14 protein-coding genes are annotated in these 17217 nt (G+C 60.6%); 1 reads left to right on the forward strand and 13 read right to left on the reverse strand.

Features of this window, described 5'->3' with window-relative positions:
* Positions 1-9: 9 nt before the first annotated feature.
* Complete coding sequence (locus tag J3P81_RS03225; RefSeq protein ID WP_420767576.1) at positions 10-633, reverse strand: CDP-alcohol phosphatidyltransferase family protein; 624 nt, start codon at positions 631-633, stop codon at positions 10-12.
* A 156-nt stretch (positions 634-789) separates the two neighbouring features.
* Here J3P81_RS03225 and J3P81_RS03230 point away from each other — a divergent pair, with 156 nt between their 5' ends.
* Entirely contained in the window at positions 790-1248 is a 459-nt protein-coding gene (locus J3P81_RS03230; RefSeq protein ID WP_434562098.1) for a GNAT family N-acetyltransferase, read from the forward strand.
* A gap of 13 nt (positions 1249-1261) precedes the next feature.
* Here J3P81_RS03230 and J3P81_RS03235 read toward each other — a convergent pair whose 3' ends face one another.
* The 12 genes from J3P81_RS03235 to exaC all read right to left on the reverse strand — a co-directional run bounded on the left by J3P81_RS03235 (position 1262) and on the right by exaC (position 17111).
* Positions 1262-1498 carry a hypothetical protein gene (locus J3P81_RS03235; RefSeq protein ID WP_420767578.1) on the reverse strand — a complete coding sequence of 79 codons (237 nt, stop codon included), beginning with the start codon at positions 1496-1498 and terminating at the stop codon, positions 1262-1264.
* A gap of 480 nt (positions 1499-1978) precedes the next feature.
* Positions 1979-2299, reverse strand: a complete 321-nt coding sequence (locus tag J3P81_RS03240) for a contact-dependent growth inhibition system immunity protein (protein WP_434562100.1) — start codon at positions 2297-2299, stop codon at positions 1979-1981.
* Positions 2289-7082: an RHS repeat-associated core domain-containing protein gene (locus tag J3P81_RS03245; protein WP_434562102.1), complete on the reverse strand. Its 4794-nt coding sequence runs from the start codon at positions 7080-7082 to the stop codon at positions 2289-2291. Before J3P81_RS03245 ends, J3P81_RS03240 begins: the two co-directional genes overlap by 11 nt.
* Positions 7083-7614: 532 nt before the next feature.
* A complete protein-coding gene (locus J3P81_RS03250) occupies positions 7615-8346 on the reverse strand; it encodes a LexA family transcriptional regulator (RefSeq protein ID WP_420767356.1) in 732 nt (243 codons plus the stop codon).
* Positions 8347-8539: 193 nt separating this feature from the next.
* Positions 8540-9067 (reverse strand): inorganic diphosphatase, encoded by a 528-nt coding sequence (gene ppa, locus J3P81_RS03255; protein WP_003205933.1) that lies wholly within the window; start codon positions 9065-9067, stop codon positions 8540-8542.
* A 121-nt stretch (positions 9068-9188) separates the two neighbouring features.
* Entirely contained in the window at positions 9189-10001 is an 813-nt protein-coding gene (locus J3P81_RS03260) for a zinc-dependent peptidase (protein WP_434562104.1), read from the reverse strand.
* A 7-nt stretch (positions 10002-10008) separates the two neighbouring features.
* Complete coding sequence (locus J3P81_RS03265; protein WP_434562106.1) at positions 10009-10665, reverse strand: DedA family protein; 657 nt, start codon at positions 10663-10665, stop codon at positions 10009-10011.
* Between the two features lie 388 nt (positions 10666-11053).
* Positions 11054-11515, reverse strand: a complete 462-nt coding sequence (locus tag J3P81_RS03270) for a GNAT family N-acetyltransferase (RefSeq protein ID WP_420767353.1) — start codon at positions 11513-11515, stop codon at positions 11054-11056.
* Between the two features lie 106 nt (positions 11516-11621).
* Positions 11622-12446, reverse strand: coding sequence for an ethanolamine ammonia-lyase subunit EutC (gene eutC, locus J3P81_RS03275; protein WP_434562108.1), 825 nt, complete (start codon positions 12444-12446; stop codon positions 11622-11624).
* An 11-nt stretch (positions 12447-12457) separates the two neighbouring features.
* Positions 12458-13852, reverse strand: coding sequence for an ethanolamine ammonia-lyase subunit EutB (locus J3P81_RS03280; protein WP_434562110.1), 1395 nt, complete (start codon positions 13850-13852; stop codon positions 12458-12460).
* A gap of 57 nt (positions 13853-13909) precedes the next feature.
* Positions 13910-15358, reverse strand: coding sequence for an ethanolamine permease (gene eat / locus J3P81_RS03285; RefSeq protein ID WP_434562112.1), 1449 nt, complete (start codon positions 15356-15358; stop codon positions 13910-13912).
* Positions 15359-15590: 232 nt separating this feature from the next.
* Complete coding sequence (gene exaC, locus J3P81_RS03290; protein WP_434562114.1) at positions 15591-17111, reverse strand: acetaldehyde dehydrogenase ExaC; 1521 nt, start codon at positions 17109-17111, stop codon at positions 15591-15593.
* Positions 17112-17217 lie beyond the last annotated feature (106 nt).

Consider the following 17217-nt stretch of genomic DNA (forward strand, 5'->3'; position numbering starts at 1 on the left):
GCAATTTCCTTATGCTGAGGGAGCGTTTTCCGACACCTGGCTCAGGCCATGGCGGACCCGATTGACCAAGGTATAAACCAGCAGGGCGGCAACCACCGCCATCACACCATCAACCCACAGCGCCCCGAGCCAACCCAGGGCAATACCGGTCGCCAGCACGCCAAACACAAACGCGCGGTCACTCTTGCCCATCGGCCCGTCATAGCGCCGCGAAGCCCCGACCATCGCGCCCAGCACGCCAGCGTATTCGCTGAACAACGCCAACAGCGTGACCAACAACACGAGCAACAGGCTGGTATCGGGAAACAGGGCAAAAGGCAGGATCAAGGCCGCGTCGGCGATGATATCGCATAGCTCATTTAGGTAGGCGCCCAGATTCGATTGCTGGCCGAACTCCCGCGCAAGCATGCCATCCACCGCATTCAACGCCATGCGCAGGAACATCCACACCGGCACCAGGACGAAAACCCACGGATGGCTGGCGAACCATGCAATCACCGCCCCCACCAGCACGGAAACGAAGCCGGCGAGCAAGGTCACCTGGTTGGCGGTGATGCCTTTGTCGTAAAGGCGTTGTACGGTGGGACGAAGCAGGTTTTGGAAGGCAGGCTTGAGTTGATAAATGGAAGGCATGTGAAATGAGATCTCGGCCGGATTCGGGGCTGGGCTTGTTCAGCTGCGAGATTACGATAGGTTGAGGCCTTGCAGGTGGGTATTTGCTGGGAATGAGCGCGGGTAGGCATCTGCGCCGTATACGCGGTGGAAAAAGACTACAGAAGGATGGTTAAGATGCTGCAAGTGGATTGGCTCCTCAACCACATGGATAAATGCAACCTGATGGCCGAATGGCTGTATCGAGAATTTACCTATGAATTCGCCCACCAATCATTGGCCCACTGGCAGGAGGAATTCTCGGCAGGCCAGCGCGATGGCCGCTGGAAATGCCTGATCGCCATGGAACATGACCAACTGCTGGGCGGTGCCTCGCTGGCACATGACGACCTGCCCGATCACCCCGAGCTCGGCCCGTGGTTGGCCTGCGTATTCGTCCACCCGGATGCCCGACGCCGAGGCCTCGCCGCGCGGTTGATCGAAGGCATCTGCAACCATGGCAAAGAAGCAGGTTTTGCGACGTTGTTCCTGCACACCCACAGTGAACGGGACTACTACGCCAAGCTTGGTTGGGAAGTGCTGGAGCGCTTCGAGGCTTGGGGCAAGGAGCAGTGGCTGATGGTGCGGTGTTTGTAATGTCGATTGAACGCTAGCCTCCAGCCCGCAGCGGGCCACCTACCGGGACGTACTCGACCGGCGCTTCCTCGGGCAGGGGTTTTATTGGGTCTTCTGCGTAGCCGTAGCCTTCTTCCTTCAGATTGATCGAGTGCACGCTGTGCTCACGGGCGGTGCTGTCGGTGAGCTTGGTGAATAGGCGGTGATCGGCGGGCAAGGTGAAGCGGTCGCCGGGGTGGAGTTGGGCGAAGGTGAGGGTTGGGTTGTTCATGGCGGCGGGGCTCCGTCTTGGGTTGGTCTCTTTAAAATTGAGCGGGGCCGCTGGGATTGGGTTCCGTTTTTCTGTTCTTTGGTTCAATGGCCGGTTCGAAGCGCGGCTCTGGCCTTTAGGTGGTCCCTTGTGGGAGCGAGCCTGCTCGCGAAGGCGGTGTGTCAGCTGAAAGTGACCCAACTGACCTGACGCCATCTCCACAATCCGCATGTTAGACAGCTTGCCGACACCGCCTTGCGCCTTTGCCTACAACTACGCCAGATCCGCCGGCTTGTGCGCCTGGGGCCACGCCGGTAGCTTGAATTTTGTCACTGCTCATCAATGACCGGGTTTAGCAGCTCGTGGTGAAACAGGTTGTGCAAGGCGTCATCCAGTCAGGGGTTCTTCACCCTGCACTTGATGGTGGCTGTGCGCAGGGCGTCCCCGGACGCGCCGGTTTCTTGTTTCCCCGGTCTGCTAGTCTGCGTACGGCTGCCATCATTAATCATTGCCAAGCTGGGAGGTTTCAGTGTGAGTCATAACTTGCAAAATATGCTTTAACCACATTTCGCCGGACTCCCAATCCATCCAATAGCAATAGTTGCATGGCATCTCACTCATAATAAGTTCTCTGATCTCTTCGTCGCTAAATTTAAACTTTAATAGTGCCGAGATTTCATTTGTTACCATGGCTATGATTTCAGGCGCAGAGTCCGAAACAAAGTTTCTTATAATGTCATCAGGGTCTGACGACTCGCACATCCAATCTTGATGAAAATAACATCCAAAAAACTGAAAGAGCTCGGGGTATTTATCTTTCATTTTTTTCAATAAATCCTGTTAGTAAATTATATCCCGTTGGTGATCGGTCGGACTTTCTAAGAATTAAGATCACGACAGACAACGGTTCTAGGTTTCCAGTTTCACGTATAACGCCGACTCCAACTGGAGAGGTGAAGGATTGCTGTAGGGTAAGCGATGTTCTCAATCTGTTACTTAAGAAGTTATCTACCTCCACTTTTCTTGTTCTTAGGACGCTGGAAGCAGACGACTCCGCCGTAGCTCTATCTGGAAATGTAGAAGCGGTAGGTACGCGGGGCTCCGAATCAAGACGCCTCCTCAGTTGGTCTTCAGAACGTCCGATATGTTTTTCCATCAAATGCCCACCGCGAGCCTCATGCGCAGCCAAACCTCCCCCGGGCACTATTTCGCTGTACGGCCCATCGGCCTCAATATCTCCAGGGCAACATGACAACCCCAACGGATCCACCCACCCCGTCGGGTTCAGGGTGTACCGGTACCCATTCAACCCACCCGCCAGCTTGCTCGGGTCCAGCGTCAGATACCGCCCCGTCTCCGGATTGTAGTACCGGTGCCGGTTGTAATGCAGGCCGCTTTCCCGGTCGTGGTATTGCCCCTGAAAGCGCAGCGGTTGTTCCAGTCGTTTGCCGTCGCCGTGGCGCAGTTCGGTGAGTTTGCCGTAGCCGTTGTAGCGCGCGGCCCAGACGACTTCGCCTTGGTGGCTGGTCAGTTCCTGAGGGGTGCCGAGGTGGTCGAGGTGGTAGTAGAACGGCGTGGCTTTTTCCGGGCCTGCGCCTTCCAGCAGGGCCAGGGGGCGGAAGGTGCCGGGTTCATAGACGTAGCTCTGGTAGTGACGGTCGCTGCTTTCAGCGATGACCTGGTCGCCCTGCCAGATGAATTCCGTGGTGAGGCCGTCCACGGTCTTCTCGATGCGTCGGCCGAAGGCGTCGTAGCGGTAGGAGGTTTCGCTCCCGTCGGGGGTGGTGACGCCGATGAGCCGATGTTGGCTGTCGTAGCGGTATTGCGTGACGAGGCACTGGGCATGGCCGCGGCGTTCGCGGACCAGGTTGCCGTAGGCGTCGTAGTCATAGTGACGATCGCCCTCCATCAGTAGACGGTTGCCCTTGAGGGTGGTCGGGCCGGGACGGTCGTTGAACAACACATTGCCGGCCGGGTCGTGGGAAAAGTGTTCCGGGGGTTGGCTGTGGGCGTAGTCGATGCGCACCAGGCGATCCAGCGCGTCGTACTGGTAGCCGCGTCGGTTTCGCGTGTCGGAAAGCGCGGCGAGGTTGCCGTTGGCGGTGTAGGAATAGTCGCGCCAGAACAGTTGTTTTTGCTGGCTTTGCCACACGGTCTGGGCCTTGAGGCGACCCTGTTCGTCGTAGCTGTAGTCGCTGAGCAACTGGCCCTGCTGGCGCTGGCGTTCGCGGCCGCCCTTGAAGCGGTGTTCGGTCAGGCACGTGCCGTTGAGGTCGATGGCGATCAGCGCCCCGCCTCGCAGGTGGCGGTAATCCAGGGTGCTGCGATCGGGCAGGCGGCAATGGACCAACCGGCCGACATTGTCGTAGCGATAATGCAGGCTCGCCCAACCCTGGTGTTCGGCGACGAGGCGGTCCTGGTTGTCGTATTCGTAGGCCAGCGGCCAATGGCCGTCTTCAACGCTGATCAACCGCCCGAGGGCGTCGTAGCCGTACTCGACCGTGGCACCGTCGGGCAAGGTCTTGCGCAGCAGGCGGCCGGCGGTGTCGCGTTGGTAGGCGGTGATCCGCTGGCTGCCGTCGGCGCCGAATTCGGTCTTTTCCAGCAGGTGGCCGTTGAGGTCGTAGGCGTAGCCGGTGCGCTGGCCGTCGAAGCCGGTTTCCTGTCGGATCAGTCCGTTGGGCGTGTAGTCCAGCTGATATTTTTCGCCGGATTCGTTCTCGATTTCGGTCAGCAACAGCCGCGCCGAGTCGTAGCGGTACTTCAGTTCGCTGCCGTCGGGGTTGAGGCGGCGGCTGACCAGGTGCAGATCGTCGGCGTATTCGTAGCGGGTGATGCGCCCCAGTTCGTCCCGTTCCGCGGTGACCTTGCCGTAGGCGTTGTAGGTCCATGCACGGGTCGCGCCGGTGGGCAGGGTGGTCTGTAGCAAGCGGCCCACGGCGTCCCATTGGTAATGGGTGATGGCGCCGCGTTCGTCTTGACGGGTCAGCAGGCGGCCCAGGGCGTCGTAGGTAAAAACTCGCTGGCCGTCGTCCGGCAGGATTTCTTCCGTCAGTTGGCCCAACGGGTTTCGCACAAAATGATGGGCACCGCCGTCCGGGTAGCTGATGGTGTTCAGTTGCCCCTGGTCGTCGTAGTGATACCAAGTGCTTTGGCGAGCCGGGTCGACGACTTCGATGATGTCGCCCTGGGCATTGCGCCAGTAGGTCCACACGGCCTTGCCGCGAGTCCGGGCGTGTAGGAAACCGTTTCGGTATTCGTAGGACGTGGGCTCGCCTTCCGGCGGAATCAGCGCCACCAGCCGTCCGACTTCGTCGTAGCGGTATTCGGTGACGGCGCCCAGCGGGTCTTGCTCGGCGATCAGCCGGCCCTGTTCGTCATAAGCCTTGAGGTGTTCGCCGCCGGCGGGATCGACCTGGCGCACCAGCCGCGCGTGGTCGTCGTGGACATACACGTCCTGGCTGCCATCGATATGCCGGACCGTGACGCTGCCGTCGTCGCCCCAGGTGTAGCGGCTGTCCATCTGCGCGAACGAGGCCCAATGCCGGACACAGCGCGCCGCCGGGCCGAGGCCTTGCCACTCCCAGTAGAAACTCGCGCCTCCGGCCAGTTGCCGCTGGAGGATGACGTGCTGGTCGTCGTAGTCGTAGCGCTCGCTCTCGCCGGCGGCGTTGGTCGCTTCGATGAGGCGCAAACGCGCATCGTAGCGGTAGGTCACCAGGGTCTGTTCGGTGCGCCAGGCTTCGTCGAGGGTCAGCGCCGGGTGGAAGCTCTGATAGTCGATGGCGACCAGGTGCCGATGCTCGTAGCGCAAACGCAAACAGCGGCCGGCACCGTTGTCCAGGCGGCTGATGTCGCCGTAGATGTTGCGTTGGACGGTCAGGCGGTTGTCGTACCGATCGCTCAGGGCGATCAGATGACCGTCGCGAAAATGTAGGAAAGGAGCGTCTTCGCCGGGCTGGGCGACGATCAATTCGTCCGGCTCGTTGCTCAGGTAAATCGCCGCGCGGGCCAGGCTGTTGTGGATGGCTGGGCGTTGCAGGCTGGGCCGGGGAAACGTGGTGCGGCGGTTTTCCTGGTCGACCCAGGTCACCTGCTCGCCGTCGATCAACAGGCGATGGGCCAGGGCATGGGTCCATCCGCGGCCGAGGCCGATGTCCAGGTCGGCGGCGCTGGTGCGGTAGAGGCGGGTGAAGACGAAGGGCAAGCGGCCGTCGAGGGTGCCGTCTTCGAGGGTGAGCAGCTCTTCGCCGGTGACCATGGACACCGGGCAACCGTCGGTGCGGGTCTGGGCGGCGCTGTCGGCGGGGTCGCCGTTGGGGTTTTTCGATTGGGCGGGGGCGTCGTCGTGGGGCTCGTACTTGTTTAGCTGAGTGGAAGGCTGGGATTTTTCCCGCACGATCGCGGCAGGATTGCTGACCGACAGAGGTGGGGAGTCTCCCGTGGTGATTTGCAAGGGTCTGACAGGCGCCGGCCCCACTGAAGGTCCTCGCCCCGCAATCACGACCGGCTTGAGCACATCGGCATGAGCGTTAAGGCTGTCGCCACCGAGTTGGCCCAGGCGTTGGCTCGAGGCCTGCAACCATGCGCGGGCTCGTTCCGAGCGAACCAAGCGCAGCGCCTTGCCGCTCAGGCGCAGGCCTATGCCTAAGCCGCCGGTAACGATTGCCAGGATGAAGTTGATCAGCACCGCAGCGCGCACTTCGCCTAGGACTTCGGCCAAATATTGCGGTGGCAACATCCGCAGCCAACTGGTGAACGCCGCCGTGTAAACGAAGAGCAAGGGCTCATCGCTCACAATCATCAGCGCTTTGGCGATCGCCTCTGACGAAGTTTCCAGCAGTTGTTCAAGCTCGGCCTCGGTGAGGTATTCCAGGAGCTTTTCACTGTTGGCCTTAAGGTCCGCCAGCAGATCGAAGATCTGTTTGATGTCGTCCCACAGTTCAAACAGGCCTTTTTCAAAGCCGCGTAACTGAGACTGCTCCAACAGGTCGACTCGCTTGAAAAAACGGCTGTCGGAGAATTCCTTCCACTGTGGTTGAAACTCGTCCCACTCGGCTTTCAGCCAACCTTCGAGCTCGGCGATCGCTGTTTGATAAGAGGCATACAGCGCCTCGACGTGATCGCTCGTGACATTCGGAAAAAAGCTGATGCGGTAACGCTGGCCGCGGTCGCATTCGGCGATTTCCAGGATGCCGCTGGGGCCGATGACGTATGGGATTGGATCGCCAAACGTTTCTTTCCCCAGCGCGTCCCGAATGATGGGTTCGAGCACCACCGGTGTGTCGCCGATTGGCACGAAACGTGATGCCTGGAACATATGCACAAGGGTCAATGGACCTTGTGCCGGACAGCTCGCCACCACGGCACTGACTTGCTTGCCGCCGTCCTTCGTAGGCGCGAGCGAGACCTCATTGCCGACCTTGAACACCTGCTCGATGTCCAGCGTCTGGCCGTTCCAGAACTTTTGCGCCCAGGTGTCGTAGTCGCCCAGGCAATTGCGAAAATCCTGTAGCACCGCCTCGACATTGGGCTTGTTCATGACGGCCAGGACCAGCGAACCAATGGCGCCGCTTAGAGACGGGGTCTTGTCAGGGAAACGCATTCAGACATCTCGCAACGCAGGAAGGCGCGAGACTTTGCCGGGGATGGCTGGAGAAATAAGTCAGGGAAAGAGGCAGGGTCTGTAGGGCAAATCTTTAATTGGTTCCGGATAGGCAAGAACCCGCTGAACCCCTTGGAATTCAGACAATAAAAAGCCGGCTTATGGCCGGCTTCTCGTTGACTGATTCAGTTCGTTTTTGACAAACCTTACCAGCCTTCAAAACGTACATCCGGCTCTTGCGGCCGGCTGTGGGACTTAGTCAGAAAGTGATCTGCCTTGTCGGTGCGAGGCGTGGGCTCGCAAATGTGGGGCGGAGGATACGCGGGTTTGGTTCAGAATCCCAGTGGTAAGTGGTGCGAAATCATTGGGTTAGGGGTGATTCAGGGGGAACAGTGGGGGGCTGCTGCGCAGCCCAGCGGGAGCAAGCTCCCTCGCCACAAAAGCTCTCTGCAACGAACTCTCTGTCACAAAAGCTTCCTGTCACAAAAGCTCCTCATCACAAGGAGCTTTGCGTGTCTGTCCGTTCGGTGGGTTAGTCGGACACCGGCGGTCTCTGTTTGTTGAGGGTTGACCACCAGAACACCCAGCCGATCACGTGGATGTGTTGTGCGTCGATCTGTTCGGCGCTGAAGACTTCGTCGGGGTAGGCGGCGCTGTTGTGGCTGCGCAGCCGAAGTCGGTTACCGGGGATGCGGTGCAGGTATTTGATGCGCAGCATGCCGTCGTGTTCGAGGGCGTAGATTTGGCCGTCGACGATTTGGGTCAGACCCCGGTCGATGGCGAGGGTGGAGCCGTCTTCGATGCGTTCGGCCATGCTGTCGCCGACCATGGTGGTGCAGATGGCGTCGCTGGGGTCGATTTCCAGGGATTCTAGGTGGGTGCGGGGCAGGCGGATGGATTGATCGGGGATTTCGGTGATGTAAGTTTTGGTTTCGCCGGGGGCAATCGGGACTTCCTTATAGAACGGCAGTTCGATGTCCGTGGTTTCCGCCACGCTGTAGACGCCGTCGTTTTCGGCGGCTTCATAGGTGGTGCCGGGGCCGAGGCCCAGTGGGGTTTGCGGGCCTTCGCCGGTGGCGAGCCATTGCGGGCTGACGGTGAGCAGGCCGGCGATGCTGTAGATGCGTCCCGGTGGGATGCCACGGTTGAACCAGTTATTTACATGCTGCGATTTTACGCCGTACAACTTCGCGAAGTCGGCGGATCGGATGTTGGCTTCTTTGAGAAGGGCTCTGAAGCGGTCGCCACTGGAATGTATTTTCATAAACGGAAAGTTTAGGGGCGACTGTGCTTTCGGCAATAAACATGTCGTGTGAATTTATAAGATGATCTTTCCGTTTGCAGGAACCAAAACTAGCGGGATAAACGCAGGTAAACGCTGGTAATACGAAGTTGTATTAGCCAGGGTCCAAGCATAAAAAAACCCCGGTTAACCGGGGTTCTTTTTAAGTTCGGTCTCAGCCTTTGTAGGCGGCAACCGACTTGGTGATCGCTTCGCGGGCGGCGTCTGCGCCGGCCCAGCCTTCGATCTTGACCCACTTGCCTTTTTCGAGGTCTTTGTAGTTCGCGAAGAAGTGCTCGATCTGCTGGATCAGCAGTGGTGGCAGGTCGGTGTATTCCTTCACATCGACGTACAGTTGCGACAGTTTGTCGTGGGGTACTGCGATGACTTTGGCATCGCCGCCGCCGTCGTCGGTCATGTTCAGGATGCCGACTGGACGGGCGCGGATGACCGAGCCTGGAGCCACTGGGTAAGGGGTTACGACCAGCACGTCGAGGGGGTCGCCGTCGTCGGCCAGGGTATTGGGGATGTAACCGTAGTTGGCCGGGTAGAACATCGGGGTGGCCATGAAACGGTCAACGAACAGGCAATCGCTGTCTTTGTCGATTTCGTATTTGATCGGGGCGTGGTTGGCCGGGATTTCGATCGCGACGTAGATGTCGTTCGGCAGGTCTTTGCCAGCCGGAATCTTGCTGTAGCTCATTGGGCGGTGCCCCCGTTAGTTGACCAGATGACTGGTCGGATTGACCAAAAAGTGGCGGCGATTATAGGCATATTCGGCCGCTGTTGCCACGCTACCAGGGTCTTGGGCTTTGCCCTAGACCTTAGTATGACGCCTGATAGACCGGATCTTCGGCCTGAAGTTGCCGCAGCCGGGCCAACGGATCCTGGCGGTAAAACGCCTTGAGCTGTTCATACACCCGAGGATAGGCCTGGTGCAGCAGATCCGGGGCGCTGAAGAAGTATTCGCTGGTGACGGCGAAGAACTCGGCGGGGTTTTCGGCGGCATAGGGATCGATGGCGGTCTCTGCGTCGGGGTTGTGGTCGAGTTGGCGGTCCAGATCATCGAATGCATGTTGCATGGCGTCGGCCCAGTCGCTGACGCGCATGTCGGCGTGCAGCGGTGGCAGGCCGTTGGCGTCGCCGTTGAGCATGTCGAGTTTGTGCGCCAGTTCGTGGATCACCAGGTTGTAGCCGTCCCAGCCGCCGCTGGCCATCACGCCGTCCCAGGCCAGGATGATCGGGCCTTGGGGCCAGGCTTCGCCGCTGTGTTCGCCGTCCCACTCGTGCTCGATGCCGCTGGCGTCGCGGTAGCGCTGGGGGCTGAGGAAGTCGTCGGGGTAGAGGACGATTTCGTGGAAGCCCTGGTACCAGTTCAGGTCGCCGAGGTGCATCAGCGGCAATTGGGCCTGGGCGGCAAGCAGCAGGCGTTGTTCCTGATGCAGTTCGACGCCGGGCAGGGCGGTAAGGTGTTTGTCGTGCAGGAACAGTACGCAGGCTTCACGCAGCCATTGGTCTTCTTCGGCGCTGATGCCGTCGAGGAAGCTCAATTGCTGGCGCACCCGTTGCCAGGTGTCCTCGGCCACGGGGTGCTTGGCGAGGGTGCGTCGGCGGCGCCAGTTGCTCAAGGACCACATGGAGCGATCAGCGCGTTTCGGCTTTTGAGCCGCGCTGGCTCATTTTGCTGCGCACCAGGCCAATGATCATCGGCAGCAGCGACAGCAGGATGATGCCCACCACCAGCAGCGACAGGTTTTGCTTGATGAAGGGCACGTTGCCGAAGAAGTAGCCGAGGGTCACCAGGCCGCCAACCCATAGGATGGTGCCAAGGACGCTGAAGCCGAAGAAACGCAGGTAGTTCATCTTGCCGACGCCGGCGACGAAGGGCGCGAAGGTGCGGATGATCGGCAGGAAGCGCGCCAGGGTCACGGTTTTGCCGCCGTGTTTATCGTAGAAATCGTGGGTCTGCTGCAGGTAGTCGCGGCGGAAGATTTTCGAGTTGGGGTTGCTGAACAGTTTTTCGCCAGCGGTACGGCCGATGAGGTAGTTGGTGCTGTCGCCGAGGATGGCCGCGAGCATCAACAGGCCCCCCAGCAGTACCGGGTCCATGGCGCCACCGGCGGCTACGGCGCCGGCGATGAACAACAGGGAGTCGCCCGGCAGGAACGGCATGACCACCAGGCCGGTTTCACAGAAGATCACCAGGAACAGGATGGCGTAGATCCACGTCCCGTAGTTGGTCACCAGCATGTCGAGGTAGACGTCGAGATGCAGGATGAGGTCGAGGGGGTTGAAATCCATGCGTAACACCTTGGTGGCGGCCCGACTCGGCGGGGCTGGTGGGTCTGGCTTTGAGTATGGGCTACAGGGTGTGTAGCTTTTTCTTACAAGCAGGGAAGAGCGGCATTATACGGTGGGGATTGTGAAGCGCGTGTTGAGTTTGTAGCGGGGGATTTCCAAGGGGACTGGCTGGATGAGGCGTGGCTCGGACCGTTTTTGTGGCGAGGGAGCTTGCTCCCGCTGGACGGCGTAGCGGTCCCAAAGCAGGCAGCTCGGTCGGCCTGATGTACCGCGTGCTCAGGTCTTGGGGCTGCTGCGCAGCCCAGCGGGAGCAAGCTCCCTCGCCACGAGGGTTTCACTCAGTCACAAGGTTTCATCTGGCCACAGAGGCTTCATCTAGCCGCAGGGGTCAAAGCCCTTCACTGATCGGCAGCACGTAGTTCTTGAACTCGGAGTCTTCCTTGAAGCCGATCGACTCGTAGGTTTTCTGCGCGACGTCGTTGTTGCTGCTGGTGGAGACGCGCATGCGGACGGCGTTGGTTTCCTTGGCCATTTTTTTTGCGGTGCGGATCAGGTTGTCGGCGACGAGTTGGCGGCGGGCATCTTCGGCGACGTAGATGTCGTTGAGGATCCACACGCGCTTGAGCGACAGCGACGAGAAGCTGGGGTAGAGCTGGCAGAAACCGAGCAACTTGCTGTCGTCGTCATCCGGCAGGGCCAGGTAGATCACCGACTCCTTGCGGCGCAGGCGTTTTTCCAGGAAGGCCCGGGACGAGTCCGGAAAAGGCAGCGAGCCGTAGAATTCCCGGTATTTGACGAACAATGGGGTCAGCAGGTCCAGGTGTTCCAGCGTCGCTTGGATAATCCGCATGGTAGGTCTCGTCTGCAAAGGTCGACATCAAGTCTGACAACAACGGCGGACTGCCGTGCCCAGATGCTGCCTGAAAGCGGATCAAAAGCGCAATTGCATGACAGGTTCAGCTTGGGGGCGGCGCCAGTAGGAAATTACCTTTCATATCGGCACCGTTTTCCGCCTCTAAAGTGTTTACCTGGGCTTCGTCCTTCAGATTGACCCCCGAGAGCTGTCGGCGACAGGCCTCGCGCATCAGATAGATCAGGCGATGGGCCGCCATGCCATAGCTCAGGCCTTCGAGGCGCACGTTGGAGATGCAGTTGCGATACGCATCGGTCAGGCCGACCTTGGGGGCGTAGGTAAAATACAGCCCCAGGCTGTCGGGGGAGCTGAGGCCGGGGCGTTCACCGATCAGGATCACCGACATTTTTGCGCCGAGCCGCTGCGCCACTTCATCGGCCACCGCGACGCGGCCCTGTTCCACCAAAACGATGGGCGACACAGACCAGCCTTCGGCGGCGATCTGTTCTTCCAGGCGCGCCAGGAACGGCAGCGTATGGCGATGTACCGCCAGCGCTGACAGCCCGTCAGCCACCACAATGACCAAGTCCACACCGCCGGGATGGGCGGCGGCGTAGTCCTGAAGGATTTGCGCGGAGGCGTCGTCGAGCCGTCGACCCAGATCCGGGCGTTGTAGATAGCTATTGCGGTCGCTGGCTGCGCTGTGGAGCAACAGGCTTTCACGGCCACGCTCAGTCAGTTGTGCGCGGATGCCCTGGTGATCGAACGCCAGGTGCACCGCATCGCGGGCCTGGGCGTGGGCGAATTGGAAGTCCAGTTGCGCCGAGGTGGGTAGGCTGGTGCCGGTGCGGCCCAGGGCGATGCGCGCCGGGGTGAGGTTGCGCAGGTTCAGCCAAGGGTTTTGCGAGTCGACGGGGTTTTTATCCATGGGCAGGTCTCTTATCCCAAATGCGCGAGGGCGTGACGAAACGCCGGTGGCAGGTTGTCGCCGAACCGCACCCGGCCATCGGCCTGAGTGAGGATGCCCATGTTCGCCAGCCAGGTTTCGAATTCCGGCGCGGGCTTGAGGCCCAGGGTCTGGCGGGCATAGAGGGCGTCGTGGAACGAGGTGGTCTGGTAGTTGAGCATGATGTCGTCGGAGCCGGGGATGCCCATGATGAAGTTGATCCCGGCCACGCCCAGCAGGGTCAGCAGGGTGTCCATGTCGTCCTGGTCGGCTTCGGCGTGGTTGGTGTAGCAGATGTCGCAGCCCATCGGCACGCCGAGCAACTTGCCGCAGAAGTGGTCTTCGAGGCCGGCGCGGATGATTTGTTTACCGTTGTAGAGGTATTCCGGACCGATGAAGCCTACAACCGTGTTCACCAGGAACGGGTTGAAATGTCGCGCCACGGCGTAGGCCCGCGTCTCGCAGGTCTGTTGATCGACGCCGTGGTGGGCATTGGCCGACAGCGCGCTGCCTTGGCCGGTTTCGAAATACATCAGGTTGTTGCCCAAGGTGCCGCGATTCAGGCTGAGCCCTGCGTCGTAGCCTTCCTTCAAAATGTTCAGGCTGATGCCGAAACTGGCGTTGGCCGCTTCGGTGCCGGCGATGGACTGGAACACCAGGTCCAGGGGCACGCCCCGGTTCGCCGCTTCGATGGAGGTGGTGACGTGGGTCAGCACGCAACCTTGGGTGGGGATGTCGTAGCGCTGGATGATGGCGTCGAGCATTTCCAGCATGGCGCAGATCGAGGCGGTGCTGTCAGTGGCCGGGTTGATACCGATCATGGCGTCGCCGTTGCCGAAGAGCAGGCCGTCGAGGATGCTCGCGGCGATGCCGGCGGGTTCGTCGGTGGGGTGGTTGGGTTGCAGGCGCGTGGACAATCGCCCGCGCAGGCCGAGGGTGCCGCGAAACTTGGTCACCACGCGGATTTTCTGCGCCACCAGCACCAGGTCTTGCACGCGCATGATTTTCGACACGGCGGCGACCATTTCCGGCGTCAGGCCAGGAGCCAGTGCCCGCAGGCTCTGTTCGTCGGCGGCTTCGCTGAGCAGCCAATCGCGAAAACCGCCGACCGTGAGGTGGCTGACGACGGCAAAAGCTTGTTTGTCGTGAGTGTCGACGATCAACCGGGTCACTTCGTCGGCCTCGTAAGGAATCAGCATTTCTTGCAGGAAATGGCTGAGGGGCAAGTCAGCCAGGGCCATTTGCGCGGCCACGCGCTCGCCATCGTTGAGCGCGGCGATCTCGGCCAGGAAGTCCCCGGAACGCGCCGGGCTGGCCTTGGCCATCAGGTCTTTGAGGCTGTCGAAGCGGTAGGTCTGGGCGCCGACCGTGTGTGCAAAACTGGCCATACAGGTTCTCCGTGACGGCGCCGCTGGGCGGCGCCGTGTTTTTCGGCACGTTACGGCTTAGTGCAAGGCTTCTTCGGCTTTTTGAATGGCCGCGAATTCCTCTTCGGGCGTGCCTGCGACCAAGTGATGCCGACTGTAGAAAGCAAAGTAAGCAATTAACACTCCATAGATGATCGCGGCGCCGATCACCACCCGAGGATCGACCAGGAAGCCCGCCACCACGGCGATACACGCCAGCACCAGGGCCACGCCCGAGGTGAAGATGCCGCCCGGCGTGCGGTATGGCCGGTCCATTTTGGGGCGACGGATGCGCAGGGTGATGTGCGCGGCCATCATCAGCACGTAGGAAATGGTCGCGCCGAACACCGCCACCAGAATCAGCAGGTCGCCCTGGCCGGTCAAGGACAGGCCGAAACCGATGATGCCGGGGATGACCAACGCCAGGACCGGCGCTTTGCTTTTATTGGTTTCCGAGAGTTTGCGCGGCAGGTAGCCGGCGCGGGACAGCGCGAAGATCTGCCGCGAGTAGGCGTAGATGATCGAGAAGAAACTGGCGATCAAACCGGCCAGGCCGACCAGGTTGACGAAGTTGCCCATCCAGGTCGAGCCGCCGTAGGCCTTGGTCAGGGCTTCCACCAGTGGGTTGCCCGACGCCATCAGCGCGTTGGAGCCCGCGCCGCCCGGGCCGATCACCAGAATCAGCAGGGCAAAGGCCACCAGCACCAGCATCGCGCCGATCAGGCCGCGCGGCAGGTCGCGCTTGGGGTTCTTGGTTTCTTCAGCGGCCAGCGGCACGCCTTCAACGGCGAGGAAAAACCAGATCGCATAAGGGATGGCCGCCCAGACGCCGACGTAGCCGAACGGCAGGAACGAACTGGCCCCAGCGGCCTCGGTGACCGGAATGTCCAGCAGGTTGGCGACGTTGAAGTGCGGCACCATCGCCACCAGGAAGACTCCCAGTGCCAGGGCGGCGACGGCGGTAATGATGAACATCAGCTTGAGGGCTTCTCCGACGCCGAAAATGTGGATGGCAATGAAGATGATGTAGAACGCCAGGTAGATCATCCAGCCGCCAATGCCGAACAGCGACTGGCAATAGGCGCCGATGAACACGGCAATCGCCGCCGGGGCAATGGCGTATTCGATCAGGATCGCGGTGCCCGTGAGGAATCCGCCCCAAGGCCCGAATGCGCTGCGGGCAAAACCGTAGCCGCCGCCGGCGGTGGGGATCATCGAAGACAGCTCGGCGAGGGAAAAACACATGCACAGGTACATCGCGGCCATCAGCAGCGTGGCGAGGAACATCCCACCCCAGCCGCCCTGGGCCAGGCCGAAGTTCCAGCCAGCGTAGTCGCCAGAAATGACATAGGCCACGCCCAGGCCTACCAGCAGGACCCAGCCCGCCGCGCCTTTCTTCAGTTCACGTTGTTGGAAATATTCGGAGCCGACTTTTTCGAAATCGACCGAGGACGTTGCCGGTTGCGGGGTTGCATGATCGCTTGGCATAAGGGTTCACCTGTTTTTATTTTTTTTGGCCCTGTGAAGCGGGCTTGCTCATGACGCGTGATTCAGTTGTAGCTGTGCTGGATGTGCCGCCGCCATCGCGAGCAAGCTCGCTCCCACAGTGGATCGGTTCCAACCCTGAAGAAGAGTTATCCACAAATCCCTGTGGGAGCGAGCCTGCTCGCGAAGGCAATCTAAAGGGCGAAGCAGGGTTGCCTGCCTCGCCCTTTTTTACTTAGAAGAACCCCAGCGGATTGATGTCGTAGCTCACCAGCAGATTCTTGGTCTGCTGGTAGTGGTCGAGCATCATCTTGTGCGTCTCGCGCCCGACGCCGGACTTCTTGTAGCCACCGAACGCGGCGTGGGCCGGGTACAGGTGGTAGCAGTTGGTCCAGACGCGACCGGCCTTGATCGCCCGGCCCATGCGGTAGGCGCGGTTGATGTCGCGGGTCCAGAGGCCCGCGCCGAGGCCGAACTCGGTGTCGTTGGCGATCGCCAGGGCTTCGGCTTCGTCCTTGAAGGTGGTGATGCTCACCACCGGGCCGAAGATTTCTTCCTGGAAGACGCGCATCTTGTTGGTGCCCTTGAGCAGGGTCGGCTGGATGTAATAACCGCTGGAAAGGTTGCCTTCGAGTTTCTCCACCTGGCCGCCGGTCAACAGTTGCGCGCCTTCGCCCTTGGCGATTTCCAAGTACGAAAGAATCTTGTCGAATTGCTGCTCGGATGCCTGGGCGCCGACCATGGTGTCGGTGTCCAGCGGGTCGCCGCGCTTGATCTGCTCGATTTTCTTCATCACCACTTGCATGAATTCGTCGTAGATCGACTCCTGCACCAAGGCGCGGGATGGGCAGGTGCAGACTTCGCCCTGGTTGAAGAACGCCAGCACCAGGCCTTCGGCGGCTTTTTCGATGAAGCTTGGCTCGGCCTGCATGATGTCTTCGAAGAAGATATTCGGCGACTTGCCGCCCAGTTCCACGGTGGACGGGATGATGTTCTCGGCGGCGCATTTCATGATGTGCGAGCCCACCGGGGTGGAACCGGTGAAGGCGATTTTGGCGATGCGCTTGCTGGTGGCGAGGGCTTCACCGGCTTCCTTGCCGAAACCTTGCACCACGTTCAGCACGCCCGGTGGCAGCAGGTCGCCGATCAGTTCCATCAGCACGCAGATGCCCAGCGGGGTTTGCTCGGCCGGCTTGAGTACCACACAGTTGCCGGCGGCCAGAGCCGGGGCGAGTTTCCAGGCGGCCATCAACAGCGGGAAGTTCCACGGGATGATTTGCCCGACCACGCCCAGTGGTTCATGGATGTGATAGGCCACGGTGTTGCCGTCGATCTCGGCGGCGCTGCCTTCCTGGGCTCGCAGGCAACCGGCGAAGTAGCGGAAGTGGTCGGCTGCCAATGGGATGTCGGCGTTGAGGGTCTCACGCACGGCCTTGCCGTTGTCCCAGGATTCGGTGATCGCCAGGGTTTCGAGGTTCGCTTCGATGCGGTCGGCGATTTTCAGCAGGATCAGCGAGCGGGCCTGGACCGACGTAGCGCCCCAGGCATCAGCGGCGGCGTGGGCGGCATCCAGGGCTTTGTCGATGTCTTCGGCCGTGGAGCGCGGGAATTCGGCAATGGGCTGGCCATTGACCGGCGAAGTGTTGGTGAAGTACTGACCTTTGACAGGCGCGACGAACTCGCCGCCGATGTAGTTACCGTATTTGGCCTTGAACGAAACGATAGCGCCTTCAGTACCGGGGTGAGCGTAACGCATGATGAGTTCTCCTTGGCTTTTGTGCTTATTAGGGAGCCGCGCAAATTCGCGCTGGTACTTAAGCCTAGAGCAAAGGTTGGGCCATTGCCTTGCAGGGCCCGGAAAT

Origin of the sequence: Pseudomonas sp. R1-6 (assembly GCF_051132115.1) — a bacterium.
GTDB lineage: Bacteria > Pseudomonadota > Gammaproteobacteria > Pseudomonadales > Pseudomonadaceae > Aquipseudomonas.

Coding starts and splice junctions, on each gene's coding strand:
- J3P81_RS03225 (WP_420767576.1), bottom strand. CDS start 633: ATGCCTTCCATTTATCAACTCAAGCCTGCCTTCCAAAACCTGCTTCGT.
- J3P81_RS03230 (WP_434562098.1), top strand. CDS start 790: ATGCTGCAAGTGGATTGGCTCCTCAACCACATGGATAAATGCAACCTG.
- J3P81_RS03235 (WP_420767578.1), bottom strand. CDS start 1,498: ATGAACAACCCAACCCTCACCTTCGCCCAACTCCACCCCGGCGACCGC.
- J3P81_RS03240 (WP_434562100.1), bottom strand. CDS start 2,299: ATGAAAGATAAATACCCCGAGCTCTTTCAGTTTTTTGGATGTTATTTT.
- J3P81_RS03245 (WP_434562102.1), bottom strand. CDS start 7,082: ATGCGTTTCCCTGACAAGACCCCGTCTCTAAGCGGCGCCATTGGTTCG.
- J3P81_RS03250 (WP_420767356.1), bottom strand. CDS start 8,346: ATGAAAATACATTCCAGTGGCGACCGCTTCAGAGCCCTTCTCAAAGAA.
- ppa (WP_003205933.1), bottom strand. CDS start 9,067: ATGAGCTACAGCAAGATTCCGGCTGGCAAAGACCTGCCGAACGACATC.
- J3P81_RS03260 (WP_434562104.1), bottom strand. CDS start 10,001: ATGTGGTCCTTGAGCAACTGGCGCCGCCGACGCACCCTCGCCAAGCAC.
- J3P81_RS03265 (WP_434562106.1), bottom strand. CDS start 10,665: ATGGATTTCAACCCCCTCGACCTCATCCTGCATCTCGACGTCTACCTC.
- J3P81_RS03270 (WP_420767353.1), bottom strand. CDS start 11,515: ATGCGGATTATCCAAGCGACGCTGGAACACCTGGACCTGCTGACCCCA.
- eutC (WP_434562108.1), bottom strand. CDS start 12,446: ATGGATAAAAACCCCGTCGACTCGCAAAACCCTTGGCTGAACCTGCGC.
- J3P81_RS03280 (WP_434562110.1), bottom strand. CDS start 13,852: ATGGCCAGTTTTGCACACACGGTCGGCGCCCAGACCTACCGCTTCGAC.
- eat (WP_434562112.1), bottom strand. CDS start 15,358: ATGCCAAGCGATCATGCAACCCCGCAACCGGCAACGTCCTCGGTCGAT.
- exaC (WP_434562114.1), bottom strand. CDS start 17,111: ATGCGTTACGCTCACCCCGGTACTGAAGGCGCTATCGTTTCGTTCAAG.